This is a genomic window from Exiguobacterium sp. s123, assembly GCF_018617075.1.
Classification (GTDB): Bacteria; Bacillota; Bacilli; order Exiguobacteriales; family Exiguobacteriaceae; genus Exiguobacterium; species Exiguobacterium profundum.
Window position 1 is genome coordinate 70,119 of sequence record NZ_JACSJL010000006.1, and the last position, 25,671, is coordinate 95,789.

Genomic DNA, 25,671 nt, shown 5'->3' on the forward strand with positions numbered 1-25,671 from the left:
TTTATATGGTTCCCTGCAAAATCCCTTCTGCCCATTCGACTTCCTCGGATGTCGGGGGCTTCGTGCCTTTAAGCGGATAATCGAGTCCGAGCGCCTCCCATTTGTAGACGCCCATCTCATGATAAGGCAAAATCTCGACTTTCTCGACATGGTCTAGCTTTTGAATGAACGCGGCGGTGCGACGAAGCGCACCTTCTTCGAGCGTCCATCCAGGTACAAGGACGTGGCGAATCCACATTTTCGTTCCGCGCTCGGAAAGGTGTTCGGCAAGCGCGAGCGTGTTGGCATTGCTACGTCCCGTCAACTTCTTACACATGTCGTCGTCGATATGCTTGATATCGAGCAAGACAAGGTCGGTGTGATCTAAAATCGCATCCAAATTAGGAGGTCGGAGCGCACCGGACGTATCAAGTGTCGTATGAAGCCCATGCTTTTTCGCTTCACGCAGCAGCGCCTCTAAAAATTCAGGTTGCGCGAGTGGGTCACCACCAGAAATGGTGATGCCGCCTTTCGATGCTTCCATGAACGGACGGTAACTGAGCGCCTCTTGAATGACGTCTTCAGCCGAGCGGTGGTTATTCTTTTTGAAATCCCACGTGTCCGCATTATGGCAGTATAAACAACGCAAGGCACAACCTTGTAAAAAGACGATGAAGCGAATCCCTGGGCCGTCAACTGTTCCGAATGATTCGACCGAATGTACATATCCCATTGTCATCGAAATGACCTCCTAACGAATGAGCGGCCCTCCGTGGAAGGCCGCTAAGCCTTTACTTACAACGAACCGTGGAACGTACGGTTGATGACGTCGATCTGTTGCTCACGTGTCAACTTGATGAAGTTGACCGCATATCCTGATACGCGGATTGTGAGTTGTGGATATTCTTCTGGATGTTCCATTGCGTCGAGAAGCGTCTCGCGGTTGAAGACGTTAACGTTCAAGTGATGTCCTTTGTGCTCTCCGCTCATGTACCCATCGAGAAGCGCCGCCAAGTTGAGTTCGCGCGCGATTTCTTCTTTTCCGAGTGCTTTCGGTACGATTGAGAACGTGTAAGAGATTCCGTCTTGTGCGTGTTCAAATGGAAGTTTCGCAACAGATGAGAGCGATGCAGCCGCACCTTTTGTATCCCGTCCATGCATTGGGTTGGCACCTGGAGCGAATGGTTCACCCGCACGACGACCGTCTGGCGTATTTCCTGTTTTCTTACCGTAGACGACGTTCGATGTGATCGTGAGGACCGATTGCGTATGAAGTGCGTCACGATATGTTTTATGTTTCCGTACTTTCTCCATGAATGATTCGACGAGTTCGACGGCGATTGCATCGACACGGTCATCATTGTTTCCGAATTTCGGGAAGTCCCCTTCTGTTTCGAAGTCGACGATGATTCCTTCTTCATTACGGATCGGTTTGACGTTTGCGTATTTGATTGCTGAAAGACTATCCGCCGTTACCGAGAGACCCGCGATCCCACAAGCCATCGTCCGTAAGATTTCAGGATCGTGAAGCGCCATTTCGATTCGTTCATACGCATATTTATCGTGCATGAAGTGAATGACGTTGAGCGTATTCACGTATAGCTCTGCCAACCAGTCGAGCGTCCGGTCAAAGTCGGCATATACTTTTTCGTACGTAAGCACGTCTTCTGTGTTCATTTCCCAAACTGGAGCGATTTGAGCACCGCTCTTCTCGTCACGACCGCCGTTCATGCTATAAAGGAGAGCCTTCGCCATGTTGGCACGCGCACCGAAGAACTGCATTTGTTTCCCGATCTTCATCGGTGACACACAACATGCGATGCCGTAGTCATCACCGAATTGTGGCATCATCAAGTCATCGTTCTCATATTGAATAGCCGAAGTTTCAATCGACATTTTCGCACAGTATTGTTTGAATCCTTCTGGAAGTTTCGTCGACCAAAGGACCGTCAAGTTTGGTTCTGGAGCTGGTCCGAGGTTCGTGAGTGAATGCAAGAACCGGAATGAACTCTTCGTGACGTTCGAGCGACCGTCTTGACTCATCCCACCGATTGATTCTGTCACCCAAGTCGGGTCACCTGAGAATAATTCATTGTAGTCCGGTGTCCGTAAGAATTTGACGATTCGAAGTTTCATGATGAAGTGGTCAACGATTTCTTGGACGTCTGATTCTGTTAAGCGACCCATTTCAAGGTCACGTTCAGCGTACACGTCAAGGAAGGTCGAGACGCGACCGAGTGACATCGCGGCACCGTTTTGTTCTTTGATGGCAGCAAGATACGCCAAGTATACCCATTGATATGCTTCTTGCGTATTTTCCGCAGGACGACCGAGGTCAAATCCATAAGCGGCCCCGAGTTGTTTAAGTTCTTGGAGGGCACGAAGTTGTTCCGATAGTTCTTCGCGGTCACGGATGTCCGATTCAGATAAGAAACCGCCACGTTTTGCCAAGTCTTTTTTGCGTTCTGCCATCAAGAAGTCGATTCCATAAAGGGCGACACGACGGTAGTCACCGATGATGCGTCCGCGTCCGTATGCATCGGGAAGCCCTGTGATGATTCCTGATTTACGAGCGGCCCGCATTTCTGGTGTATAGGCATCGAAGACACCTTGGTTATGTGTTTTACGAATCTCTGAGTAAATTTTTGTGATTTCTTCGTCTGGCTCGAAACCATATGATTCGAGTGCCGCATCGACCATACGGATGCCGCCATTCGGGTGAATCGAACGTTTGAACGGCTCATCCGTCTGAACGCCAACGACTTTCTCTAACTCTTTGTTTAAGTAACCTGGTCCATGCGACACAATTGTCGATGGTGTGTGTTGATCGACGTCCCAGACGCCTCCACGTTCACGCTCTTCTTTTGTTAGTTCCATCACACGATTCCAAAGAACGTTTGTCGCTTCAGTCGGACCTGCTAAAAACGTATCGTCTCCTGTGTACTCATGACGGTTCAAACGGATAAATTCACTGACATTCACTTCATTCGTCCACTGACCAGGGATAAAACCTGACCATGCGGATTTGATTTCGGTTGCCATGTTGATTCACTCCTCATTCTCGAAAGTGACTGCGTGTTATCTATACTGTGAGTGTACGTGAAAACGTGAACAATATGTTTTACATTCTTGTGAAACTTGTAACAATCTTATGAACGTGATGAAACAGCCGTTATTGAAAGCGTTTTACAAACTGTTATATCCGCTAGTTTATATAGTTTGAAACAGATGATTCCCAATTAGATAACGTTTACCTATCATCTGTACTAATTTGATTGTTCTGTGACGAACTATACAGTTTTTAAGGTGATTAATCTCACATCACTCGGTTAGAACTTGAATTTTTGTGTCGTATCAGACACAATGAAGGCAGAACATTGTATAAGAGGAAGGGGTTCTACTCATGACGTATGAACCATTAACAGCAAATCATGCCTTTCAGGTTGGCGATCGCATCTCATTAAAGGTCGATGAGGCTGGCGAAAAGCGTGACGGATTTATCACAGAATTTGAAGACGGAGGGTTTTGGATCCGCTTCGATGATGACATCGAGAACGAAGATTTTATCGATTATCGCGACCAGCTACTCGCCGCACTTTTGTCGCGTCCAATCCATGTCATTACGACACATCCGGAACTGAAACCGTTCGAGAACATGACGGCCGAGTTACAGTATCGCGTTTATCAAGGATTCACGATTGAGAAAGTTGAATTGACAGCAGAAGGTGCAGACGCCCACATCCAACTCATCGAAGACGGTCAGACGTATACACAGACGTTACGTTCTTCCATGGAAGATGGTCAGGAGCATGTTCGCTATATTTGACGAGGGAGCGCTGTCGCTTCCTTTGTTTTTGCCTAAAGATAAGGAGACCGAATATGAATTTTACAAAACCTTTTATTAACGAAACGTGGGATCGGATGGGCTTCAGTGAGCCGATGCCGGTCCAAAAAGAAGCGTTTCCCCTACTATTAGATGGAAAAGACGTGACAATCGAGGCACCAACCGGAACGGGTAAGACACTCGCCTACCTCCTTCCAGCCATTGAAAAGATCGACCCATCGAATGACCGCATCCAAGTCGTTGTCGTCGCCCCGACCCGTGAACTTGTCATGCAGATTCAACAAGTCGCACAACGTTTCACCGAAAAAGGCGACGTCCGCATCGGTTCGTTCATCGGTGGTGTCGAATTGAAACGTCAAATCGACCGAATCAAGAAGAAGCCACATTTGATCGTTGGGACACCAGGTCGTCTCGTCGAGTTGATCGACAAGAAAAAACTGAAGCTCCACGAGACACATACCGTCATTTTGGATGAAGCCGACCAAATCATCGACAGCGGTTTGACAGAGGCGGCAGAACGAATCATCAAGCATACCGCGCACGAGCGTCAGCTTGCACTCGTCTCGGCAACACTCACCGACTCACTCCAAGAGTGGGCGTCACCATTCATGAACGAACCGGCTCATATCAAAATCGAACGTGCCGTCAGTGATCAAGTGACATACGGCTATCTGTTAACGACACGCCGGTATAAACCGGAACTTCTTCGTCGTCTTTCACACGTCGACGGTGTGAAGGCACTCGCCTTCATCAACAACCGCTCGTTCTTGCCACCGCTTCGCGGAGAACTTGAAAAGTTGAAAGTGAACTACCGGATGCTCGACAGCTTAAAAGGGAAGCGCGAACGCGTCGAGACGCTCCGCGAATTCCGTAAAGGCGAATACCCGCTCCTCATCACGACCGGTCTTGCTGCACGCGGTCTCGATATTGAAGACGTGACACACGTCGTCCATTTCGACTTACCGGAGTCCATTGATGACTTCATCCACCGTTCTGGCCGTACCGCTCGTGGTAATGCGGGAGGGACTGTCCTTTCCCTCGTGACGACGGATGACCTGCCGCACTTGAAATCGTTCGCGCGTCAACTCGGTGTCGAGTTGAAAGAGCTCGAAATCTATCGCGGTGACGTGATTGAGAAACGGATTGAGGAGAAGCCTCCTGTCGTCAAACGTCCTGCGAACAAGCGAGGACCGCGCCGATGAAAAAAGACCGGAAAGTAATTCCCTTCCCTTTGCTCGTCGAAGAGTCCGAATTGCTTGCCGAACTGAAAAAGTTGTATGAGCAAGCGGCTCTTGCGCGAAGCACACAGTGGACGAACTATATTCAAGAGATTGCATCGGAAGGGACATGGCACTTAAAAGATGCCGAACTCTTCCGTGACCTCTTCATCGATTGGGCCGTCTTCTTTGAGACAGATGAGGATGGGATGACACCCCATGGTCGCTACTTGGCCGACCATAAGAGCGACATGTCCCCTGCCCTCTATCACGCACTCCGTGGACTAGCTGTCCCGCGTTGTAGCATCTTTGAAGTCACAGAAGACGGTCAGTTGAAAGACTGGGAGTCAAAAGAGACATACGTTGTTCAGTTACCAGAAGAACGTGAGACCGGCGACCTCGTTCTCGGGAAGTTACTCGATATCCGAGGCAGTTGGCGTTTCGGTTCGGCGTTTCTCGCCTTACCTGCGAAGATGTCTGGGAATGTCGCCGATCTGTATATCGACTTTACAGATGAAGTCGGTCCCGGTGCCTTTTTGGAGCAGTTCCCGGAGTTCTGCGCGGAACTGATCGACTTGTTGCTGGATTTAGAAGAAGGCGTCATCATACCGAAACCATCAAAATAAGCAAAGGGCCGCGGCCCTTTGCTTATTTTTGTCTGACATCTACGTCAATCTGTTTGAGCATGTCACGCGCTTCTTCGTTTTCAGGCGTGATCGCCGCACTCGAGATTTGTTTCCCATCCTCGTATACATCGATGATGACACCGTCTTTCGCTTGGCGCGTTTGGTACAGGCGACCATTTTCATAGAAGGCGTGATCCACTGAATCGAGAACTTTACGAGTCATCTGCTTCCCGGTGTTCAAGTCGATGACGACTTCCTCGCCATCCTCATTTAAGGCGAACAGGTTGTGACCCGACACTGTATGATCCCAAAAGTCCTGACCTTCAGCCAATTGAACAACTTTACCCGTTTTTGTATCGTAAGCGAAGAGTCCTGGGTTCGGATCCTCAACATTGATTTCCTCTTCCCCTTCTCGGATCACTTCGTACGAGCTGACACCGACAGAGATGTAACGAGTTTCTGTCACTTGAGAGGATACATCGGTAGCGTAAAAACGATTCGTATTGATGACATGGGTGATAAATCCTTTGTCCACATTCACTTCTTTGACCGTCACCTCATTCATTGCTTGATCAAACGTGGCGAGTATTGTTTTTTCTTCACCGTCATATCCATCTCGATAGATTAAGTTTAACTGACCATCATTCAGAAATACGCCTGACCATACCCCGTTCACGATGTCATATATTTTTGAATCACTGGCATCGAACGAAAACGTCGATAACTTTTCTCCATCTTCTTGTGTAAATACGATGAGCTCTTTCATCCCATTCTGACCGACCCCGATGTATCCATCCTCTGTTCGAATCGATTCCGCATACGTCATTCCGTTCATTTGTCGATGAATCGAACGTTCTCCCTCATTCAAACGTTCACGATATCGCAGTCCCTCAGCAATATAATTTAAGTTTGACGTGATACGACTCTCATCCGTCGTCACTTCAAACCACTGTGCAACATCGTCCTCTGTGCCATACGTGACCTCTACCACCGCGTCTTCCCACACAGATGGATTCGAACTGATGTCTAACGCCCATTCTGCTTTCGGTTCTGTCGCATCAACGGCAAACGTCCCAAGCCCAATCACGATGACCGCACCGAGCGCGGCCACATTCCACATTCGTTTCATCTTCTCACCTCACACATTCAATTTCGTCTGTAAAAATCTTCGACCTAGCCACATCGTCACACTCGTCCATACCATCAATACCACACCGACATACACAATCGTCTCATCGTAAATTAGTCGATTCGACAGGAACGCGTAACCTAAAACTGGAATAGTAAAGATGACAACTAGAATTGACAAGCTAAGTACCGGTGACCAGATCGTCCGCTGCCAGAAACTCCGTTCAATCAACACAAATGTGAAAACAAATAGGACAACGATGACAATAAATACTTGATGAATGATAAAGTTGATGAGCGAAGAAGGATACATCAGAGACAATATTCCCTGATACGACAGTGTTTGTTCAAATGATCCTTGAGTCGGAATCATCTTGTCATCGAACCAACTCGTGAACGCTATGTACTGCAATTTAAGGGCAATCCACTCAATGGCAAATAGTCCTAACGTCATCATTAGAATGGTGCCAAGTTTAGCAAAAAAGATGACCATCCGTTTTTGTGGCATCGTCAAGAGGCGTAGCATGAACGTCCCTCGTCCTTGAAAATCTCGATACCAGATCCATACGCTGTACAGTAACACGGCAGCGACGGCGATCCCGAGGGATAAAAGATATGGAGTCCCGTTCAAGTAACTGACAAACATCAATGGATAGTCCGCATTTCCTTCACGTCGCAACTGTTCATAAAAGTTTGTTTCGTCCCATAAAAAGTAACCGAGATATCCAAACTGTATAACGATAAGACCTGCGACTAATGTCAAGAACGGTTTCGTGACACGTTCAACTTCCCAACTCAATAGTTTCAATAGATTCATGCCCCGTACTCCTCTCTCATCACATCGACGATTGACTTCCCGTGAATGAAACGGACATCCTCGACGTCAAACTCACGAACGATGCGTCCGTTATTCAACATGACTGCCTTGTCGATCAAGTACTCGATATCCTCTATTTCATGTGTCGTAATGAGGACGCCCCGGTTCTCCATGATTTCACTTGAGAACAGTTCAACAATCTGTTCTTTCGAAAAGACATCGATTCCTGAGAACGGCTCATCGAGCAATAGATAATCTGGGTCTTGGGCAATGCCGAGCGCAAGATTCGCTTTGGCGAGCGTCCCTTTCGATAACTCGCTCAACTTATCTTCCGGGAATAATTTAAAATCTTCGACGAGACGAGCAAATAATGCCGAATCAAATGTCGGATAAAAATCTTTCATAAACGCCTCACATTGTTCAATCGTGAAATGAATTGGGAACATCGCATGGTCGGCGACAAAGGCGACACGATTCAAATCAATTGGTTTTCCATCAATCAATACCGAACCTTTATCGAAAGGTGTCAATCCCATGATGCCTTTCAATAACGTTGATTTCCCCGTCCCGTTCAGCCCGATCAGGCATGTGATTTCCCCTTTTTTCGCTGTAAACGAAACGTCTTCAATGACTTGTTTCCGGCGATAGCGCTTTTTAACTCCCAACACTTCGATCATCGTACGTCCCCTCCTTGTACTGACGTTTAATCTTATCGACTAGCTCGTCTACCGAGACGTCGAGTTCTTGAATCGCTTCCACAAATACCGCAACCGCGTCATCTACAATCTCAGAACGGATTTGTGCCAATACCGTACCATCTGTCGTTACACGACTCGGGCGATTTCGTTCGGTCGTAATCAATTGTTGGTCCTCCATTTCTTTGAACGCTTTTTGAACGGTGTTCGGATTAATTTTTAAATCGTTTGCTAGTTCTCGCCGGGATGGCATTTCATCCCCAGCTTTCAGTTCACCGAGTGCCATCTTCTTCTTGAAGTAGTCGACGACTTGTAGGTAAACTGGTGCCCTCGTATTGAATTGCATGTTCATCACCTTTCTAAGTGTATGACATGGTTAATACACTTTCTAACTGTATTATTAGCGTAATACACTAAGACGTCAATCATTTTTTCAAATTTTCTCTAAACAAAAAACATCTGACACGTACGTCAGATGTTGAAACGTTCAGTCAGAGCACGATGTCTGCTCCTCTTTTCGGGTCGACGTGTTGAAGATACAAATCTTCCCCGGGCCAATATCTGCGCTTGTATTTCTCAAGCCGTGCCGTCGGATCACCGAGGTATGTATCCCGGTTCAATGCTCGCTCGTACCGAACTTTTCGGGGACAGTCGAGATAAATCACATAGTCGAAATAAGAACGCCATTCCGGACGTTGTAGAAAAATTCCTTCTACGACAACTGTATGTGCGAATGATATGTCCACGATCTCTTCTGCGATGATATCTCGTTCATACACGTAACGAGGTAACGTCAATTCCGTCATCCCATTCCTCAATGGACGAAACAGTTCACGTTCTAAGCGCGAGACGTCCCATTGAAGTACGTAATACTCCACCGGTTCAGGCTGTCCGGTCTGATAGCGTCTGTCCCGTTCAACGATATAGTCATCGATGTGAAGAACGTAAATACTCGGCTCATTGCTTAAATGTGAGACGAGCGTCGTCTTGCCCGCTCCGCTCAGTCCATCAATCGCCACGACAAACGGGCGATTGGCCGAGTGCATCGAACGCGCCGCAAGGATGACGTCTACTATGTTCATATCGTTCCTCCTCACACGAAAGAAGTCAGCTCACGAATGAGCTGACTTCAGTTTACCAGAGAACCCAACCACGCGCTCCTGGAGGCGCACTCTCAATCAAGTGCCAGATTGGAACGGTGTATGCAAATGCGATCAAGACGAACGTCACGGTAATCCATAGCTTCCAATTCTCGAAGTAACGCGGTGTATCCATCGCCGCCTCTTCTGTCTCGGCGAGCGGGAATTCCTCTTCGCCTTTTGGAGCGAGGAATGACAAGTTGAACATCGAGTAGACGAAGATGAGAACAGAGATGAACAAAATCGTTCCCCCGATTGCCATCATGACATGATATGGGATCCACTCACGCGTCAACGCATCCGAGAAATAAGTTGCCGGACCCGTACGACGTGGGTTCCCGTTCAATCCTGAGATATGCATCGCATACGACATGATCGCCATACCGAACGCCCATGTTCCTGCTTGAATCAATCCAAGCTTGTTCATCGCCTTCGTCAACGTGCGACCGCGTAGGACTGGGACGAGCCAGTACGCTGTTCCAAAGAAGGTTAAGGCAACGGCAGTTCCGACTGTGATGTGGAAGTGTCCTGTGACCCAAAGCGTATTGTGGACCATTGCATTCAATTGGTGCGAAGCATTGATGATTCCACCTGCACCGGCCGGGATGAAGAACAACATTCCAACGAAAGGAGCAAGGAAGCGAACGTCGCCATACGGCATTTTCTTCACCCATCCGAACAGCCCCTTCGCGCCGAGCGCACGTCCACGAAGTTCGAACGTCGCAAAGAGCGAGAATGCAGTCATGAATGAAGGGATGACGACCAAGAACGTCAAGATGACTTGAACGAACTTCCAGAACGGTTCAATCCCTGGCTCTGTCAACTGATGGTGGAAACCGACCGGGAATGAGAAGAGTAAGAACAGCAAGAACGTCATCCGTGCCAACGCATCCGAGAAGATTTTCCCACCAATCACTTTCGGTACGACCGTATACCACACGATGTATGCCGGCATGAGCCAGAAATAAACGAGCGGGTGACCGAAGTACCAGAACAATGTACGAGATAACTCGATTCCGACTGTATCCGTCCATCCTAACGAGAGCGGAAGGAGCTGGAATAAAATCGTGGCTGCGACACCAAGTGTCGCAATGTCCCAAAGAAGCATCGTCATGATACTCATATAAGCCGGAAGTGGTGGATGAACACCAGGATTGTCACGCTTGTAATCCGCATACATTCGGAACATCGCAAATGACGACAACCATGTCCCGACTACGAATAACACGAGTCCGACATAGAAGAGCGGATCTGCCATGAGCGGCGCATAAAACGTATATAAGACCGTCCCTTTATTGGCCAAAATCATGACAGTTACCATGACAGCACCGATGATGATCGTCCAAAAACCGAGCCACGCGACACGCGTCGGGAATGCTTCAAAGCGACCGAACGATTTCGCGAGTAACGCATATAAAAGACCGATAATGAACATCGTCGTAAAGACGAGTCCAAGCATGATTCCGTGTGCAGTCAGAAGTTGATAGTATCCAAAGATTTCAGGAATGACACCCGTCCGAATCAATGTCTGAGTCAATCCAGCTAGCGCCCCAATCAAGATGGCGAGAATGGATACGAGAACGTGTCCGTAGGCAAGACGTGACTCTTTGGCTCCGATACTCGGAACCGGTACGCCGCGTTCCATCTCCCATTGCTTCAGTTTAGAAGATACGTCATTCATTTATTCCACCACCTTGATTTTAGTCGACATCATATGATGCCCTGTACCGCAATATTCGTTACATAAGATTAAAAATTCGCCAGCTTCCTCGAATGTGTATGTCAACGAGTTGATATGTCCCGGGACGATCATCATGTTGACCGGTGTACCCGTCAACTGAAATCCGTGGACGACGTCAGGTGATGTCACGAGGAACGTCACTTTTGCCCCTTTTGGGATTTCAACATTCCCTGGTGTGAACGTAAACGCTTGTGCAATCATGACGAGCTCGTATTCATTTTCACCAATTTTATGAAGTCCTGGTTTGTCGAACGGAGCCGTCTGATTTACTTTTGCCGGGTCAATCAAGTCTGCATCCGATGCGGGTTGATTACCTGCCGCGAATGCGGATACCCCGAGAACAGTCAGGAAGACCGCGAGTAGAATGATGCCGAATGTAAGCCAATATTTTTCTAGTTTATGAATATGCATAATGAAACCCTCCCCCCTGAATTCTTATCGAGTGACGAATAAGTAAAAGACTGATGACCACATGGCGATGATGACACCCGCCACGATCATGACCGATGTGAACGTTCCTTTTAAATTCGGTTCTTGCCCATCTTTATGTTCCACGTGTAAGACCCCTTTCGCTTGTTTTTCCACTTTTATTGTATGCAATCGCTTAGGCGATAATATGTGATATTTATCACTCAAAAAGTGACAATCACATCAATTTTGCGTAGTTTCAACACATAAAGTTCACATTTGTACAAAACCAATCCACAAAAAAAACCGCCTCCACATGGGGCGGTTTATAAACGACATATTCCTGCCGGGCAGCCTTCGCAATGGCACAGCTCTTTTAAAAAGTCGACATCGCGAATGATGATTGATTTCGTTGTTGTGCTGATGACCCCTTCTTTTCGCCACTGACTGATCAACCGATTCACCGTCTCACGCGGTGCACCAATCAACTGTCCGAGTTCTCCGTCAGACGGATGACGAGGAATCACGATTGCATCTTCTTCCTCCACTCCATGCATCGCGGCCATTCGAAGAAACGTCGAAGCCAATGCCCCAGGTTTTCCGTACAACAATAAGTCACGCACTTTCATCTCGGAGTGCTTACGCATCATCGATGTCCAGCGCAAGATTTCTCCGGCAAAACGGATATCGCGCTGCATGAGCGACTCTAGCTCTCGTTTTGAAATCGTCCCGATGGTACTCTCTTCGGTCGTTTCGATGCTATACGAACTAGGGAATGTCTCCACGATGTCAAACTCACCAAAGAAATCATCCGATCCATACATGAACATGACGAGTGGATTTCCCTTTTTCGTGATTTTCGTGAATTTGACAGAACCACTCTTCAAGTAAAAGAACTTATCACACTTTTCACCTTCCCAACACACGATACTCGCTTTTGGGTGATGTTGAAGCGTCATCATTTCGAGTAACAGCTGTTTCGTTTCGTCTGAGAATACAAAACTGTTCGGTTGGGTCGTTCCACATTGCATTGACATAGGTCGGTGCTCCCTCCACGTTTCATTCGTCCGTTCCATTTATGACTTTATTATACAGGAGTGTGACAGGGAGTATCATAAAAGTATGTGACATTTCAAACAATCTTTTGAAAATAAAAAGATTCGGGTGTGACCCCGAATCTCTTGATCGATTCATCGTTGAATCAGTCGAATCAATTGTTCAGCCGGTTTGAAGTTCGGATACCGGACCGGTAAATCAAATTTCGTCGTATTCTTTAAAATAGACTTCGCATGACTGAACGTCTCAAAACTCGTTCGCCCATGATAAGCTCCCATTCCGCTCTCGCCCACTCCACCGAACGGTAGATTCGGGTTCGTCAAATGCATGATGACATCGTTCACGCACCCGCCACCAAAGGAAAGGTGCTTCATGACGGTTCTCTCCACGTCCTTCGACTCAGTAAAGAGATAGAGCGCCAATGGGTGTGGTCGGTCCGAGATGAACTCGATCACTTCGTCCAATTGACGATATGGAATGACTGGTAAAATCGGACCGAAAATCTCATCTTTCATCACATCAGCATCTTCATGAAGATTCGTCATGACGGTCGGCGCAATTTTAAGCTCATCTCGGTTCGTCTCTCCACCGAACACAAGGTCCCCTTCTGTCAAATAGTGAGACAAACGGTCGAAGTGCGATTCATTGACGATGCGCGTGTATCGTTTCGTGCCGACACCATTCCCAAACATCGCAAACGCCTCTTGTTTAATCGCTTCTAAAAATGCGTCTTGTTGCGATTCGTGGACGAGTACATAGTCTGGTGCGACACATGTTTGACCGGCGTTCATCCATTTCCCCCAGGCGACACGTTTTGCCGCAATGGAGACGTTCGCATCTCCGTGAACGATGACTGGTGATTTCCCACCTAGTTCGAGCGTGACTGGTGTCAGATGCTTCGCTGCCGCCTGATTGACGATTCGACCGACTTGCGTCGATCCCGTGAAGAAGATATAGTCCCATTTTTGTGCCAACAGTTCTTGCGCTGTGTCTTTATCCCCTTCGACACTTGCCACATATCGATCGGTGAAGGCACGCTCGAGCACCTGTGTCAGGACACGCGCCACATTCGGCGTCAATTCTGAAGGTTTGACAACGGCTGTATTCCCGGCCGCAATCGCACCGATAAGCGGCGCAACAGCCAATTGGAATGGATAGTTCCACGGAGCGATGATCAACACCGTACCGTACGGCTCATATTGAATCTCACTCTTCATTCCAAGATGGATGGCCGTTCCACGGACACGCTTCGGACGCATCCACCGCTTCAATTCACGCGTCGTTCGTGAAATCTCGTCGTAAATAAATCCGATTTCCGTCGTGTATGCATCCAGTTCGGACTTGTTCAAATCTTCGCGAAGCGCCTCTAGCAAATCCGCTTCATAATGCTTGATGGACTCCTTTAAAAACGTCAGCATGCTCAAACGAAATGCCATCGATTTTGTCGCCTGTGTTTTAAAGAAGCGGCGCTGTTTTTGGACTAACTCGTCAATCGTCAACTGTTCAATCGGTGCCAGCATGAACTTTCCTCCTTATGATTCATCACATTGATTTCATTGTATCATCGCGTGGAAAGCGAATCTAAAAAAACGCTTTCATCGATTCACTACATACAAAGCGTTTAAATGTTTAAACGTTTAATCATAGAGTAATCGATTGCTTCCTTCGTGTCAAAACATCCGTACTCTTTTTCGCGCACTGATGAGAAAGAGCAGACTTGCGCTCCCTAAAATCAAGCCGGTCAGTGTGAACTGCTGAACGATTGATAGTGGAAGAATACTTAAAAATGATGACCCCGCTACCGTTCCGAGAGAGAAAAAAGCATAAAATGCCCCGTATGCTTTTCCTCGATTTTGTGGAGAGGTCGATTGAATCAACAACGTATTGATGGCCGGGAATAAAATCGCAAACCCGATACCATATAAGGCAAGTACCCCATATAGGCTTGTTTCTACACCAGATTGTCCAATTAACACCTGGCTCGTCCCGATGATGGCCACCCCAAGTGCGGTCAACTTTGTTGGCGAGAATCGATCGAACAATCGATTCGTCGGTAATAAAAAGAACAGGACGGCGACCACGCCGAACATACTAAGTAGCGTCCCGCTCAACCTTGAATCGTATCCAAGTTCCTGTACGTGGAGCGGTAGTAAAAAGGCGAGTGCCCCTTGAGAAAACATGAGGAAGAAAGCACCCCAATAGGCCCGAATGACTTTCGGATCCGGCTTTTCCTGTGTCCTCTCTTTTTCTATTATTGTCTCGACCGTTTGACTTCCTCGCATCGTCACAATCGTCACGACGAGAATCACCCAACCAAATAAAGAGACGAATAAAAAGACAGTCGGTGGCGATGTGATGCTAGCGACGATCCCGCTGAACGCTGGGCCGATGATGGCAGCTAACCCGACGAAACTACCGGTAATGGCGACTTTCTTACCTTGACGGTTCATCGCGGTGACGTTCGCCGACAGCGTAAATGCAGCTGGGACGATGAGCCCGGCCATAAAGCCGTGAACACACCGTACAAACAGCAACGTGGATGCTGAGTCGACGAATTGATAAGCCAGTAAACTGAAGCTCGTCAGAAACAAGCCGAGAACCAAAACCCGATACGGACCACTCCTGTCAGTCCATATACCGGATAACATATTTCCAAACGTGTTCGTCAACGAATAGATCGCAATGGACAAGCCAGCGATAAACGAAGATGCGCCAACGGATACCGCAAACGTGCTCATGATCGGAAGTTGGGCGAACAAATCAAAAAAGGCAAAAAATACGATGGCATATAATATAAAACGTGGTGGAGTTTTCATCGGACAATTCCTCTTTCCCGTGATCTTATTCTTAGTCTAGCTGGAGCTCCAACCGTTTCATAGGGATGAATGGGTTTAGACACAAAAAATCCCTACAGCCAGAGGCTATAGGGAAAATCGCTTAGTTTGTCACTTCGACGGCTGTGTCGAGAGCGACACGAATCATTTCATCGAACGTCGATTGACGCTCTTCTGAAGTCGTCTCTTCACCCGTCAACAAGTGGTCAGAGATCGTGAGGATCGTCAACGCGTTCACTTTGTGTTTCGCTGCAAGCGTGTAAAGACCTGCTGCTTCCATCTCGATCGCGAGGCAACCGAAGTCCGCCCATTTCTTGAAGTGATGGAAATCATCTTGATAGAATTGGTCGGCCGTGAAAATTTGTCCGACTTTGACCGGGATACCCGCCTTCTCTGCATTCATATACGCACGATGTAGGAGGTCGAACGTCGCTGTTGGCGCATAGTCCATGCCGTTGAAACGGACACGGTTTTGTCCCATTTCACTTGATGCGCTCATCGCGATAACAACGTCACGCACTTTAACATCTTCTTGAATTCCGCCCGCCGTTCCGACACGGATCAAGTTTTTAGCACCGTACGACATGATGAGTTCATTCACGTAAATCGACATCGATGGGACACCCATCCCCGTACCTTGAACCGAGATCCGTTTGCCTTTGTATGTTCCCGTGAAGCCGTACATGCCACGAACTTCGTTATATAATTCGACGTCTTCTAAAAACGTTTCCGCGATATACTTGGCGCGAAGCGGATCCCCTGGAAGTAATACCGTTTCTGCAATTTGTCCTTCTTGAGCTCCAATGTGTACACTCATGTTTGAATTCCTCCTTTAAGCTTGTCGTTGAACTTGTTCCCGAAATTCGTTCGGAGTAACACCGACTTGTTTTTTAAAGACCTTTCGGAAATATTTGTCGTCCGAAAAGCCGACTGCTTGGGCGACTTCATAGATACGCTGTCTACTCGTTTCTAACAGGCGCTTTGCTTCGTTCATCCGAATCGTCAACACGTACTCAGATAGATTCACGCCATATTGTTGTTTAAATCGTCGTGAGATATACTCCCGACTTAAGTAAAACCGTTCACTCATTCCTTGCAAACTCAGTTCTTCCGCAAAGTGTTGTTCAATATACGTCCCGATTTGGGCAATCGGATCTTCACTCGACTCCTTCACCACGTCCGCTAACGCGCGTGACAACGTATCGTTTAATACATCGGGGTCGATCGGCTTTAACAGATAATCAAAGCTTCCGTATTGGATGGCCCGACGCATGTACGAATACTCATCGTAACCTGTCAACACAACGAGCTTAGAGAATGAAGCGTGGTCGTGTACCCACTCCATCAGCTCGATTCCATCACAATGTGGCATTTGAATATCCGATAGAATTAAAGCCGGTCGTTCCTGCTCGATGAGCGCCTTTGCCTCAAGCCCGTTCTTCGCCTCGAGTACGGCCTTCACACCGAACCGTTCCCATTCGCCGAGTAATTTTACCGCTTCCCTTACCGGAGATTCATCATCTACAATCAACACTTTCGTCATGATGCCACCCCTTCATCCGTTGCCGGGAAACGCATCATGATTCGAAAACCGCCTGTTTCAGGTGTAGCCAACATAAATTCTGCCTCCCGATTATAGTTTAACATGAGTCGATCACGAATGTTTCGTAATCCTGTACCCTCTGTGTCATAAAATGTCGAGTCCCCTTGTTCAATACGTGACATGACCCGTTCCCACTCTTCCGTCGTCAAAGAACGTCCACTATTCTCACAGCGAATCACGAGTGTCGCCCCTTCCATCCAGACCATCACGTCAAATCGATTCGCCAACGCCGAGCCGTCTCGCTCGAACCCATGTTTGAAAAAGTTCTCTGCGAGCGGCTGTAAAATCATCTTAGGAACAATCAGTTCATGAAGGTCCTCAGGGACTGAGACGCTCACTTGAAACTGATTTGGAAAACGTACGTCTTGCAGGCGAATGTATGAGTTCAAATGCTCGATTTCTCTCTTTAGCGTGACCATCGACTCTTCTGGATGCATCGTATATCGCATCATCGAAGAGAGTTGTGTGATCAATCGATAGACGGTTTTGCCATCTCCCTTTAAAGCGAGTGTGCCAATCGACTGTAACGCATTGAATAAGAAATGCGGATTGGTCTGCGCCTGTAAGGCACGTAGTTCATTCGTTCGGTTCTCTAAGGCAAGCTTATACTCCCGTTGAATCAGATCATCGATTCGCTCAATCATCCGCTTGAACTGTCTCCCGAGTACGCCGAACTCATCATTTCCAAGGGAATCGAACGAGACCGTCATATCGCCTTGCTCAATTCGCCAAATGTTCGAGGTCAACGTCTTGATTGGAGTCGTCAGTTTCATCGAGGCGTACGTGGCGCCGATCAATGCCAAAACGAGGGAGATGATTCCGACTAACAAAATAATGAACGATGTTCGTGAAGCCGGCTCCGTCAAGAGCTGATCTGGAATCGACTTCCCGACATAGAATTGCTGATGGTCGAACTCAAACGTTTTCGTGATTTGATGATGTTTTCCATCGGTCGAGAGCGACCTCGGTTGAAACGAAGAAGGAATCTCGCCATCTCCAAGATGGGCGAACACACGATTGTCCTCACCAACGAACCATAGACTTTCCTCCGGACTATTTTGAAGAGAAGCCAACTGTCCGATGAACAAATCTTCCGGAATATCGAGCGACAGAATCGCGAGCGGTTCGTTCGTTTCAATTTTGTCGAGTCTGAAATGGAGGGTGACGACATCTTCTTGCGTCATGATTGGTCCGAAATCATGATACGGAATGAGCGGATGTGACGCTTCAAGCAGGACACGACTTTTCGGATTATTCAACAACTGTCGTTGGACAGCGCTCGGCTCTTTTTTGGAACGTGGCGATACTTTCATTTTATACGCTGCGAATGAATCCATGTCTTCAAGCATCAACAGCTGAATTTGCGCTACGTCTTCCCGGGACAAATACATCGCGAGGAGCGCTCGTCGCACTTCAATCTCCGTTTCTCTCAACGACAGGCCCGGTCCGTATTCCAATATGTCCAATACGTCACGATCCGCGTATAGGCTCGTCGGCAAGCGACTCAAGTCAGAGATATAGCGTTCCATCTGACGTGTTCCCCGTTCAAGCGACCATTCCGTCATTTCTAGACCGCGTTCACGTTCTCGATCCTCCACATACCAAAATGAAATGATTGTCGCAATAATGACCGGCACGATGATGGTCAATGCAATCATTCCCGTTAACTTTGTCCGAATGCTATTCACCGCTATCCCCCCTACCTCATGAGTATATCACGTGTTATGCAAACGTTTGCAACAATCATAAAAAAGAATCCTAATTTCTTTCGAAACAAGAATTCAGCGATAATTAATAGGTTTCCATTAAATCAATGAGTTGTGGTCCGTGTCCCATTTCTCGTGCTACATCAATCGGTGTCATCCCCTCTTCGTTCTCGATGGTCACGTCTGCACCGTGATCAAGTAAGAGACGGACCGTCTCAGGATCGATGTCGTCATTATAGAACAAGTTATGGAGTGGTGTTTCCCCATATTCGTCTTGAATGTTCACGTCCGTCACGTTTGCCAATTCCGCTTCAATTTCTTCATAACTCGCATTCATGAATGTCAATTCTTGAATCGGCTCCCCTAATTCCATTTCCCAATCCTCTTCGAAATCCTCGCTCATGGCCGATGCGACAAAATCAGATAAATCATCGTTCATGACGAGTAAGGCGATGATGGCTCCGTTTCCGATGACAGTCAATAGAATCATCGAAATGATAGATGCTTTCACATATCCCGCTGTTGTGAACTACTCACCACTTATTTGCTTCACAAATTGAAGTGGGAGCTTCTTGGGAAGACCGTGCTCTTACCAGCCACGATTGTTTACCAAGCTCGTCGGGCAGTCCCTGCCCTGAATGGTTGTCAGTCGGCCAACATCAATAGGTTGAGGCTTGCGTTGATGTCACGGTCATGATGCGCGCCACAGGCACACGTCCATTCACGGACATCCATCGTCTTCTTCTCGCCTTTTGCTCCGCAAGTGGAACAGATTTGGGTCGATGCGAACCAGGGGTCTGCCTTGATGAGCGTCCGTCCGTAGAAGGTACATTTGTATTCCAACTGTCGGACGAACTCGTACCAACTGACATCTGCGATCGATTTGGCGACCTTGTGGTTCTTCATCATGTCCTTCGATGTCAATGTCTCCACGACGATGACTTGGTTCTCGTCAACGATCCGTCTCGACAGGTTGTGAAGGAAGTCCTGGCGTTGGTTGGCGATCTTTTCGTGTTTCTTTGCCAGAAGTAATTTGGCTTTTTCACGATTCTTGCTTCCGATCTTCTTGCGTGACAAAGCTCGCTGTGCCTTCTTGACCTTCGCTTCGGACTTCCGGAGGAGTCGGGGGTTGTCAATCTTCTCCGAGACCATCGCGTCGTTCGTCATGACGGCGAAGTGCTCCAGGCCGAGATCAATCCCGACCTTGTTCTTGGCTGGGATCCATGGTTCATCCTCCTGTTCGACGAGGAGGGAGATGAAGAACTTGCCCGTCCTCGTCATCGAAACCGTCGCCGACCGGATGACGCCCTCGAACGGACGATGTTGGGTGAACCGCACGAACCCGACCTTCGGCAGCCGGACCTTGCCCGCCTCGATGCGGATCGTGCCGTGCTGGTTGTTCGTCGTGTAGGAGGCGCGCGACCGCCGTCTCGATTTGAAGGCCGGGAAGCCGGCCGTCCCAGCGAAGAACTTCGCGAACGCGGTGTCGAGGTTCAACTTCGCGTTCGCGAGCGCGAGGCTGTCCGCCTCGGCGAGGAACGGGAACAGGGGCTTGTAGGATGCGGGTGTCGCCGGTTTCCGTCTCGTCTCGTCCCGTTCCCCGTTTTCGCCTCCTTGCGGATGGCGATGCGGTCCTCGAGCAGCTTGTTGTAGATGAACCGGGCGCAGCCGATCGTCTTGATGAGAAACTCGGCCTGTGCCGGCGTCGGGTGGAGCCTATATTTGTAGCCTTTCAGCATGTCCGTCCCTCCTCCCTTTCGAAGATCGTGATGTGTCCTCCTCATCCGATACCCGCGGAGGGAGAGGAAGAATCTGACGGAATCACGAACCTTTGTTCGTCACATCTGTCACAGGGGGAGAAGAGTTTTGGACCGGGCGATTCATCTCCCACCTACGCTGGGCCACACCCCGAGACGCTTAGAGGAGGGAGAATTCTCGCCTGATTTAGTTAAAGACCGGTACGTTTTCTTCGCCCGCATGTGTCGCAATCGCTGCGATGCGTTTCGGTAACGTCGGATGCGTCGACAACAGTTCACTATATTTCGCGATGAATCCGTTCTCTCGGCTCGCTTCATACAGATAGTCAAACTCATTCACTTCTTTCGCGAGCGGTCCCCCGATCGCAAGTACGGTCAACGCTTGTTTCGCCGCTCCAAAATCTTGAAGATAATGCGCCGCCATCCGGTCACACGTATACTCACATGCACGCGAATAAGCGGATCCTAAAAACGGAATGATGCTACCAAGTAAGACAACCCATTGTTTTTGAACGTGGTTCCGACGAATATGTGCCAATTCATGTGCGATGACAAACTCGACTTCTTTCGTCTGTCCAGTACGTGTCAATTCCACGACATCAGAATATAAGATGACCATATTCTTTTGGAAGAATCGCGTGGCGAAAGCATTTAACACACCACCGGCCTGTAAAATATACACATCTGGCAACAACCGAATCCCCATCTCAGCCCCGACGCGTTGAACCAGCTCATGAAGCTCTGTGAACTGACGAGGCGTCACCTTGACACCGTTCGTCCGAATATACCCGATCTGAATCCAGTGCGTAAACATTGAGAGTGCTACGATCGTCCCGATGATCCACAAGAAAAGACCGAACGATGCAATCGTCAGTACGATTCCTAAAATCAAGACGAGTACGCTTGCTGCGACTAATAATGAGAAGTATAAATTTTCTCGTTTATGTACCAAGTTTGAATGATTCATCTAAATTCCCCTTCTTTTTCCAAAATACATGTTTAATTATACCGTTCCTTCCAGAAGAAACAACGTGTTACTTCTACTGTTATTTTGCGATGATTTTAACCGTCATCTTGCACTTAAAAGTGTGTGTTAGGTGACGAACGTTCGTAAAATGATTTGACACATTTACGAACGCTTGATAGATATGAAACCTATTCTTAAGACTTTAACTTAGGGACTTTTCCAGACCGATGCAAGCGATTGAATGCCCTTCCGAATTTCTCCAACACTCAAAGCCCCGTATCCGATGATCACTCGGTCGGTGGATTTGGTTTCTTGATACATATGGGATACGGCATCAACTGCAATGCCAAGCGAATGCGCCCTTGCAATTGCTTCTCGTTCCGTTAAGAAGGCAGGTAATTGGACAATGATATGCAATCCAGCCTCATCTCCTCTAACAGAAAAATCTTCTCCTAAAAATTCATCTATCGCTTCAATCAAGCACTTTCTCTTTGAGCGATAAAGGGTTCGCATTTTGGCGATGTGCTTCTCATATCTACCTGTCTTAATGAATTCTGCAACAACTAACTGATCGATTTTGGAAACAGTGGATTTCTGCAGTGCATTGAATGCTTCATATTCTTTCACTAAAGATAAGGGGAGGACAAGATAACTGATTCGAATAGAAGGCAGTAAGGTTTTTGAGAACGTACCAAAATAAATAACTTGATTTAAAGAGTCTAAATGAGCCAACGTTGGAATGGAGGCTCCTCGGTAACGGAATTCCGAATCATAATCATCTTCCACGATGTAACTGGAAGATGCTTTTGCCCATGTCAACAACTCAAGGCGCCTGTTGATCGACATTATGGTGCCAAGTGGATATTGGTGAGCTGGAGTTGTATAAAGAAGTGTCACTGGCTGTTTCGGTACGGTACAGCCTTCAGAATCCAACCTTAGCGGTAAAACAGGTATGTTTAATTGGTGAAAAACCGCATTTGCCCGAATAAAGCCAGGTTCCTCGATTCCTACTTTAGAAGGAATGAGGAATTGACACAGACAACTTAATTGTTGTTGAGTACCACTGAAAACATAAATTTGTTTTGCATGGCAATGCAATCCTCGGGATTGGCGCAAATAGTTTGCAATTTCGTTCCGTAATTCCGGTTCCCCTTGCCAAGCACCATTCGCAATATGGGCAGGAGCCAGAAAATTTTGATACAGGCGGTTCCAAATTTTGTATGGAAATTCTGTTGGATCAACTTGTCCGTTTCTAAAATTTATGGACTCTTCTTTTATCGTTGGCAGTAATTCTTCTTTTTGAAGGGCAGCTTTTTCTTGGAAGGGGACTTCAATCTCCCCTATAAAATAACCTTGTCTCTCTGTTGAATACAGGTAACCTTCACTCAGTAATTGGGCATATGCTTCCTGTACGGTAAATACACTGACATTCAATTGATTGGCTAATTCGCGTTTAGAGGGCATTCTTGAATGCGCTTTTAACTGTTGTTGTAGAATGAGCTGTTTGATGTGTTCATAAATGGCCATATATTTTGTGGTTCCCGATGGAAACGTTACTTGCAGTTCCACTCCAAACACTCCTTGGTATGTAAATTTTACTCCGAATTGGTTATGTTAAGCATACCAGAAATGAAGTGTAATGATAGAAAGGAGTGAGGGAAATGAAAACCTTAGAGAATGAAGTTGTCAAGCTAGTGCCGATGGAAATCAGTCATATAGAAGGAATATGGGAGGCAGCGAATAACCATGAAATTTGGGAACATATGTCGGTGGATTTGACGGACAAAAGGAACGTTGAACAATATGTACAAGACGCTCAAAAAAAGAGAGCAGCTGGAACAGAGTTTGCTTTTGTGATTGTAGATATCGAGACAAAGAAGATCATTGGGGCCACCTGTTTTCTCGACATTTCCATGCCACACAAAAGATTAGAGATTGGTTCAACTTGGCTAAATCCCAAAAGTTGGCGAACGAACATCAACACCAATTGCAAGTTTTTACTGTTGACGTATTGTTTTGAAGAACTGGGATTGAATCGCGTTCAAATCAAGACAGGTCATGAAAACATCCGTTCACAACGCGCCATTGAAAGAATAGGAGCCATTAAAGAAGGGATTTTAAGGAACCACATGATTCGCAAAGAAGGAACAATTCGACATACCGTCATGTACAGTGTGACAAAAGAGGATTGGCCACAAGTCAAAGAACGCTTCCACAAGATACTAATAGATTAATAATTTATACCACATCTGTATTTGAGACCTATTTCAGTTTTGAGTTTGTAATCTAAGGATAAGGCGACCTATAAAGAGTAGTTTACATATCACGAGATTATCAGCAGTTCTCTAAAAACCAACAAAAAAAAGGAAGAGGAGAAGCTTTATAACCAGCTTTTCCTCTTCCTTTTTTCTCTAACATTACTTAGGATTCAATGCTTTATTGATGAATTGGTATAGCTCGCCATCTATTTCATATTGCAGTTCGTTCCCTGGGTTTTCGGCGTGGAAATGTTCGGCTTGCTTGCGGAAAGTCCTATCGTCTTCGGAAAAGGCATTCACGATGTCATTCCATTTTTTCGCTAAATCTTGGACTTTTTTATCGGAAGGAGAAGCGCCCTTTTCTTTTTCCAAACGAATTTCCTTGATAAGACCGTTAAATTCTTGCTCTGCCTGCTCTAAAAGTTGTTTGTCGGCATTTTCATATCGGCTTTCCATGGTATCCAATTGCTGCTTCGAAAAGTATTTTTCCTTATTCATTTTCAGCGCCTCCATTAATTTAGTAAGTTCTGAAATCGAGAGGGTCCGATTGCTGTGTGCAGCGGATAACGCATTTTCCAACTCGGCTACTAGTTTTTGCTGAACCTCTATCTCTTTTTTGACTCGAGAAATTTGGGTTTGCAAAATCTCCGCAACGGTTTGTTCCTCTGGATTAGACAACAGAAGTTGTATTTCTTCTAATGACATTCCCATCTGCTTTAAGGACAAAATTGGCTGAAGACGTTCCAAATCTGCTTTCGTGTAAAGCCGATGCCCTGACTCCGTATACTGAGAAGGTGAAAATAAACAGATTTGATCGTAATAGCGTAAAGTTCGAATGGTTAAACCCGCCAATTCTGCAACTTCTCCGACTTTCCAATGTTCCTTCATTCGCTTAGCCTCCATTTAACAACATTTCTATTCACCAACTAAAAACGAGAAATTCGAAGTTAGAAGAGTTGCTGCATCTCCTTTTGATCAAACGTATAGGTTTTCCCGCAAATATGGCAAAAAGCTTCAATGTCTTCCTTTCGTTCAATGCTCCGTTTGATCTCCTCTTCACTCAAGGAATAAAGCATGCCATAAAACATTTCTTTGCTGCATCCGCAGAAAAATTGACTGGAGCTATGGCCGATAATTTTTGCATCCTCAAACAACTGGGTTAACGCTTCTTCGCTGTCACTCGCTTCTTCAGCGTTTAGTTTACTGAAAATATCTGGATTGGCTTTTACAATCATTTTCACTTCTGAAAGCAATTGTGGTGGTGCACCGGGAAGAAGTTGTGCATACAGTGCATGACTGGAAAGAAGGGAAGCTTCATTATCCAACTGAATGTCGGAATAAAGATAGGTCGGCGTCTGATCACTCTGCACAAAATAGTTGGCGATATCATCCGTGATATGTTGATTTGGCATATCGGTAATGCTGGTGAATTGATTCATCTCAGAACCCTTTATGACACGGATCATCCCAGAAGGTCCAATCAAATCTTGCATCGACTTTTCTTCTGTATCAGAAGATCTCAAAAGTTCATCGTTCAAGTATCCTCTGACATTTCCATTCGCTTCGGCTTCCGCAAAAATCTTATGGTGAGGGTTACTCAACGTTACCTGGATGCTCATGCGCTGGTTCCCTTTGAGCGTGCCAGAGAGTATGCTCATCGCTGATACCGTTTTACCCAACATGAGTTTAAGAGATTCAGGAAGTTCCTGGTTTAAGGCAAAGATGTCTCGAAGCAGCTGGGTATTATCAATAAAATATAAACGTATCTGCTCTTCGTAGATCAATGCCTTAACAATGGTATTTTCCACAATAATTCCTCCTTTTACAAAAGTAAGCTAGTTTCACTATAAGACATTACCTTACGTAAGGTTCAAGGGGTAAATACCATTTTTACAA

The 25,671-nt window shown here is 46.8% G+C and carries 25 protein-coding genes and 1 pseudogene; 4 read left to right on the forward strand and 22 right to left on the reverse strand.

Annotated elements, in window-relative coordinates; all coding sequences use genetic code 11:
* Nucleotide 1: 1 nt before the first annotated feature.
* Both pflA and pflB read right to left on the reverse strand, forming a co-directional pair.
* A complete protein-coding gene (gene pflA, locus KNO72_RS11390) occupies nt 2-718 on the reverse strand; it encodes a pyruvate formate-lyase-activating protein (protein ID WP_078146346.1) in 717 nt (238 codons plus the stop codon).
* Between the two features lie 56 nt (nt 719-774).
* Entirely contained in the window at nt 775-3,021 is a 2,247-nt protein-coding gene (gene pflB, locus KNO72_RS11395) for a formate C-acetyltransferase (RefSeq protein WP_078146345.1), read from the reverse strand.
* A gap of 361 nt (nt 3,022-3,382) precedes the next feature.
* Between pflB and KNO72_RS11400 the strand changes: the two genes are divergently transcribed.
* Genes KNO72_RS11400 through KNO72_RS11410 form a run of 3 tightly spaced genes read left to right on the forward strand, consistent with a single transcriptional unit; the run spans nt 3,383 to nt 5,666 of the window.
* The gene (locus KNO72_RS11400; RefSeq protein WP_015880830.1) at nt 3,383-3,805 is read left to right on the forward strand and encodes a hypothetical protein; all 423 of its coding nucleotides are present in this window, start codon (nt 3,383-3,385) and stop codon (nt 3,803-3,805) included.
* A 53-nt stretch (nt 3,806-3,858) separates the two neighbouring features.
* The gene (locus KNO72_RS11405) at nt 3,859-5,025 is read left to right on the forward strand and encodes a DEAD/DEAH box helicase (protein WP_078146344.1); all 1,167 of its coding nucleotides are present in this window, start codon (nt 3,859-3,861) and stop codon (nt 5,023-5,025) included.
* The gene (locus tag KNO72_RS11410) at nt 5,022-5,666 is read left to right on the forward strand and encodes a hypothetical protein (protein WP_214758201.1); all 645 of its coding nucleotides are present in this window, start codon (nt 5,022-5,024) and stop codon (nt 5,664-5,666) included. The genes KNO72_RS11405 and KNO72_RS11410 overlap by 4 nt, the downstream gene beginning before the upstream one ends.
* Nucleotides 5,667-5,688: 22 nt before the next feature.
* On the opposite strand, the gene KNO72_RS11415 is transcribed toward KNO72_RS11410, so the two are convergent.
* From KNO72_RS11415 to pdxR, 18 genes and pseudogenes are all read right to left on the reverse strand, one after another.
* On the reverse strand, nt 5,689-6,795 hold the full coding sequence (locus tag KNO72_RS11415) for a hypothetical protein (protein ID WP_214758203.1): 1,107 nt from the start codon (nt 6,793-6,795) through the stop codon (nt 5,689-5,691).
* Between the two features lie 9 nt (nt 6,796-6,804).
* Nucleotides 6,805-7,611, reverse strand: coding sequence for a hypothetical protein (locus KNO72_RS11420; RefSeq protein ID WP_214734536.1), 807 nt, complete (start codon nt 7,609-7,611; stop codon nt 6,805-6,807).
* Nucleotides 7,608-8,288, reverse strand: coding sequence for an ATP-binding cassette domain-containing protein (locus KNO72_RS11425; RefSeq protein WP_214758205.1), 681 nt, complete (start codon nt 8,286-8,288; stop codon nt 7,608-7,610). Before KNO72_RS11425 ends, KNO72_RS11420 begins: the two co-directional genes overlap by 4 nt.
* Complete coding sequence (locus KNO72_RS11430; protein ID WP_214734535.1) at nt 8,266-8,658, reverse strand: GntR family transcriptional regulator; 393 nt, start codon at nt 8,656-8,658, stop codon at nt 8,266-8,268. Before KNO72_RS11430 ends, KNO72_RS11425 begins: the two co-directional genes overlap by 23 nt.
* A 139-nt stretch (nt 8,659-8,797) precedes the next feature.
* Nucleotides 8,798-9,388 carry a kinase gene (locus tag KNO72_RS11435; protein WP_214758207.1) on the reverse strand — a complete coding sequence of 197 codons (591 nt, stop codon included), beginning with the start codon at nt 9,386-9,388 and terminating at the stop codon, nt 8,798-8,800.
* Between the two features lie 52 nt (nt 9,389-9,440).
* Nucleotides 9,441-11,126, reverse strand: a complete 1,686-nt coding sequence (locus KNO72_RS11440; RefSeq protein WP_251028332.1) for a b(o/a)3-type cytochrome-c oxidase subunit 1 — start codon at nt 11,124-11,126, stop codon at nt 9,441-9,443.
* Nucleotides 11,127-11,597 (reverse strand): cytochrome c oxidase subunit II, encoded by a 471-nt coding sequence (locus tag KNO72_RS11445; protein ID WP_214689167.1) that lies wholly within the window; start codon nt 11,595-11,597, stop codon nt 11,127-11,129. It abuts the gene before it with no gap.
* A gap of 24 nt (nt 11,598-11,621) precedes the next feature.
* The gene (locus tag KNO72_RS11450; protein WP_224863290.1) at nt 11,622-11,741 is read right to left on the reverse strand and encodes a cytochrome c oxidase subunit 2A; all 120 of its coding nucleotides are present in this window, start codon (nt 11,739-11,741) and stop codon (nt 11,622-11,624) included.
* A 179-nt stretch (nt 11,742-11,920) separates the two neighbouring features.
* A complete protein-coding gene (locus KNO72_RS11455; RefSeq protein WP_214689166.1) occupies nt 11,921-12,631 on the reverse strand; it encodes a Crp/Fnr family transcriptional regulator in 711 nt (236 codons plus the stop codon).
* 153 nt (nt 12,632-12,784) lie between these two features.
* On the reverse strand, nt 12,785-14,170 hold the full coding sequence (locus KNO72_RS11460) for an aldehyde dehydrogenase (RefSeq protein ID WP_015880819.1): 1,386 nt from the start codon (nt 14,168-14,170) through the stop codon (nt 12,785-12,787).
* Nucleotides 14,171-14,320: 150 nt separating this feature from the next.
* The gene (locus tag KNO72_RS11465) at nt 14,321-15,466 is read right to left on the reverse strand and encodes an MFS transporter (protein WP_214758209.1); all 1,146 of its coding nucleotides are present in this window, start codon (nt 15,464-15,466) and stop codon (nt 14,321-14,323) included.
* Between the two features lie 121 nt (nt 15,467-15,587).
* Entirely contained in the window at nt 15,588-16,301 is a 714-nt protein-coding gene (gene deoD, locus KNO72_RS11470) for a purine-nucleoside phosphorylase (RefSeq protein WP_015880817.1), read from the reverse strand.
* Nucleotides 16,302-16,316: 15 nt separating this feature from the next.
* A complete protein-coding gene (locus KNO72_RS11475) occupies nt 16,317-17,027 on the reverse strand; it encodes a response regulator transcription factor (protein ID WP_015880816.1) in 711 nt (236 codons plus the stop codon).
* On the reverse strand, nt 17,024-18,775 hold the full coding sequence (locus tag KNO72_RS11480; RefSeq protein ID WP_214758211.1) for a sensor histidine kinase: 1,752 nt from the start codon (nt 18,773-18,775) through the stop codon (nt 17,024-17,026). The genes KNO72_RS11475 and KNO72_RS11480 overlap by 4 nt, the downstream gene beginning before the upstream one ends.
* Before the next feature lie 103 nt (nt 18,776-18,878).
* Nucleotides 18,879-19,304, reverse strand: a complete 426-nt coding sequence (locus tag KNO72_RS15895) for an ankyrin repeat domain-containing protein (protein ID WP_214758214.1) — start codon at nt 19,302-19,304, stop codon at nt 18,879-18,881.
* A 134-nt stretch (nt 19,305-19,438) separates the two neighbouring features.
* Nucleotides 19,439-20,532: pseudogene (gene tnpB, locus KNO72_RS11490) on the reverse strand (IS200/IS605 family element RNA-guided endonuclease TnpB).
* Nucleotides 20,533-20,737: 205 nt separating this feature from the next.
* Entirely contained in the window at nt 20,738-21,517 is a 780-nt protein-coding gene (locus tag KNO72_RS11495; RefSeq protein ID WP_214758216.1) for a M48 family metallopeptidase, read from the reverse strand.
* 207 nt (nt 21,518-21,724) lie between these two features.
* The gene (pdxR, locus tag KNO72_RS11500; protein WP_371815854.1) at nt 21,725-23,086 is read right to left on the reverse strand and encodes a MocR-like pyridoxine biosynthesis transcription factor PdxR; all 1,362 of its coding nucleotides are present in this window, start codon (nt 23,084-23,086) and stop codon (nt 21,725-21,727) included.
* Between the two features lie 92 nt (nt 23,087-23,178).
* Here pdxR and KNO72_RS11505 point away from each other — a divergent pair, with 92 nt between their 5' ends.
* Nucleotides 23,179-23,751, forward strand: coding sequence for a GNAT family N-acetyltransferase (locus KNO72_RS11505; protein WP_078146328.1), 573 nt, complete (start codon nt 23,179-23,181; stop codon nt 23,749-23,751).
* A 183-nt stretch (nt 23,752-23,934) separates the two neighbouring features.
* Here the strand turns inward: KNO72_RS11505 and KNO72_RS11510 are convergent, their stop codons facing one another.
* Both KNO72_RS11510 and KNO72_RS11515 read right to left on the reverse strand, forming a co-directional pair.
* Entirely contained in the window at nt 23,935-24,663 is a 729-nt protein-coding gene (locus KNO72_RS11510; RefSeq protein WP_214758218.1) for a MerR family transcriptional regulator, read from the reverse strand.
* Between the two features lie 59 nt (nt 24,664-24,722).
* Nucleotides 24,723-25,583: an Hsp33 family molecular chaperone HslO gene (locus KNO72_RS11515; RefSeq protein ID WP_168169831.1), complete on the reverse strand. Its 861-nt coding sequence runs from the start codon at nt 25,581-25,583 to the stop codon at nt 24,723-24,725.
* Nucleotides 25,584-25,671 lie beyond the last annotated feature (88 nt).

Excerpts from the sequence above, each read along its gene's own strand:
- pflA (WP_078146346.1), bottom strand. The coding sequence starts at position 718 with ATGACAATGGGATATGTACATTCGGTCGAATCATTCGGAACAGTTGAC.
- pflB (WP_078146345.1), bottom strand. The coding sequence starts at position 3,021 with ATGGCAACCGAAATCAAATCCGCATGGTCAGGTTTTATCCCTGGTCAG.
- KNO72_RS11400 (WP_015880830.1), top strand. The coding sequence starts at position 3,383 with ATGACGTATGAACCATTAACAGCAAATCATGCCTTTCAGGTTGGCGAT.
- KNO72_RS11405 (WP_078146344.1), top strand. The coding sequence starts at position 3,859 with ATGAATTTTACAAAACCTTTTATTAACGAAACGTGGGATCGGATGGGC.
- KNO72_RS11410 (WP_214758201.1), top strand. The coding sequence starts at position 5,022 with ATGAAAAAAGACCGGAAAGTAATTCCCTTCCCTTTGCTCGTCGAAGAG.
- KNO72_RS11415 (WP_214758203.1), bottom strand. The coding sequence starts at position 6,795 with ATGAAACGAATGTGGAATGTGGCCGCGCTCGGTGCGGTCATCGTGATT.
- KNO72_RS11420 (WP_214734536.1), bottom strand. The coding sequence starts at position 7,611 with ATGAATCTATTGAAACTATTGAGTTGGGAAGTTGAACGTGTCACGAAA.
- KNO72_RS11425 (WP_214758205.1), bottom strand. The coding sequence starts at position 8,288 with ATGATCGAAGTGTTGGGAGTTAAAAAGCGCTATCGCCGGAAACAAGTC.
- KNO72_RS11430 (WP_214734535.1), bottom strand. The coding sequence starts at position 8,658 with ATGAACATGCAATTCAATACGAGGGCACCAGTTTACCTACAAGTCGTC.
- KNO72_RS11435 (WP_214758207.1), bottom strand. The coding sequence starts at position 9,388 with ATGAACATAGTAGACGTCATCCTTGCGGCGCGTTCGATGCACTCGGCC.
- KNO72_RS11440 (WP_251028332.1), bottom strand. The coding sequence starts at position 11,126 with ATGAATGACGTATCTTCTAAACTGAAGCAATGGGAGATGGAACGCGGC.
- KNO72_RS11445 (WP_214689167.1), bottom strand. The coding sequence starts at position 11,597 with ATGCATATTCATAAACTAGAAAAATATTGGCTTACATTCGGCATCATT.
- KNO72_RS11455 (WP_214689166.1), bottom strand. The coding sequence starts at position 12,631 with ATGTCAATGCAATGTGGAACGACCCAACCGAACAGTTTTGTATTCTCA.
- KNO72_RS11460 (WP_015880819.1), bottom strand. The coding sequence starts at position 14,170 with ATGCTGGCACCGATTGAACAGTTGACGATTGACGAGTTAGTCCAAAAA.
- KNO72_RS11465 (WP_214758209.1), bottom strand. The coding sequence starts at position 15,466 with ATGAAAACTCCACCACGTTTTATATTATATGCCATCGTATTTTTTGCC.
- deoD (WP_015880817.1), bottom strand. The coding sequence starts at position 16,301 with ATGAGTGTACACATTGGAGCTCAAGAAGGACAAATTGCAGAAACGGTA.
- KNO72_RS11475 (WP_015880816.1), bottom strand. The coding sequence starts at position 17,027 with ATGACGAAAGTGTTGATTGTAGATGATGAATCTCCGGTAAGGGAAGCG.
- KNO72_RS11495 (WP_214758216.1), bottom strand. The coding sequence starts at position 21,517 with ATGAATCATTCAAACTTGGTACATAAACGAGAAAATTTATACTTCTCA.
- KNO72_RS11505 (WP_078146328.1), top strand. The coding sequence starts at position 23,179 with ATGAAAACCTTAGAGAATGAAGTTGTCAAGCTAGTGCCGATGGAAATC.
- KNO72_RS11510 (WP_214758218.1), bottom strand. The coding sequence starts at position 24,663 with ATGAAGGAACATTGGAAAGTCGGAGAAGTTGCAGAATTGGCGGGTTTA.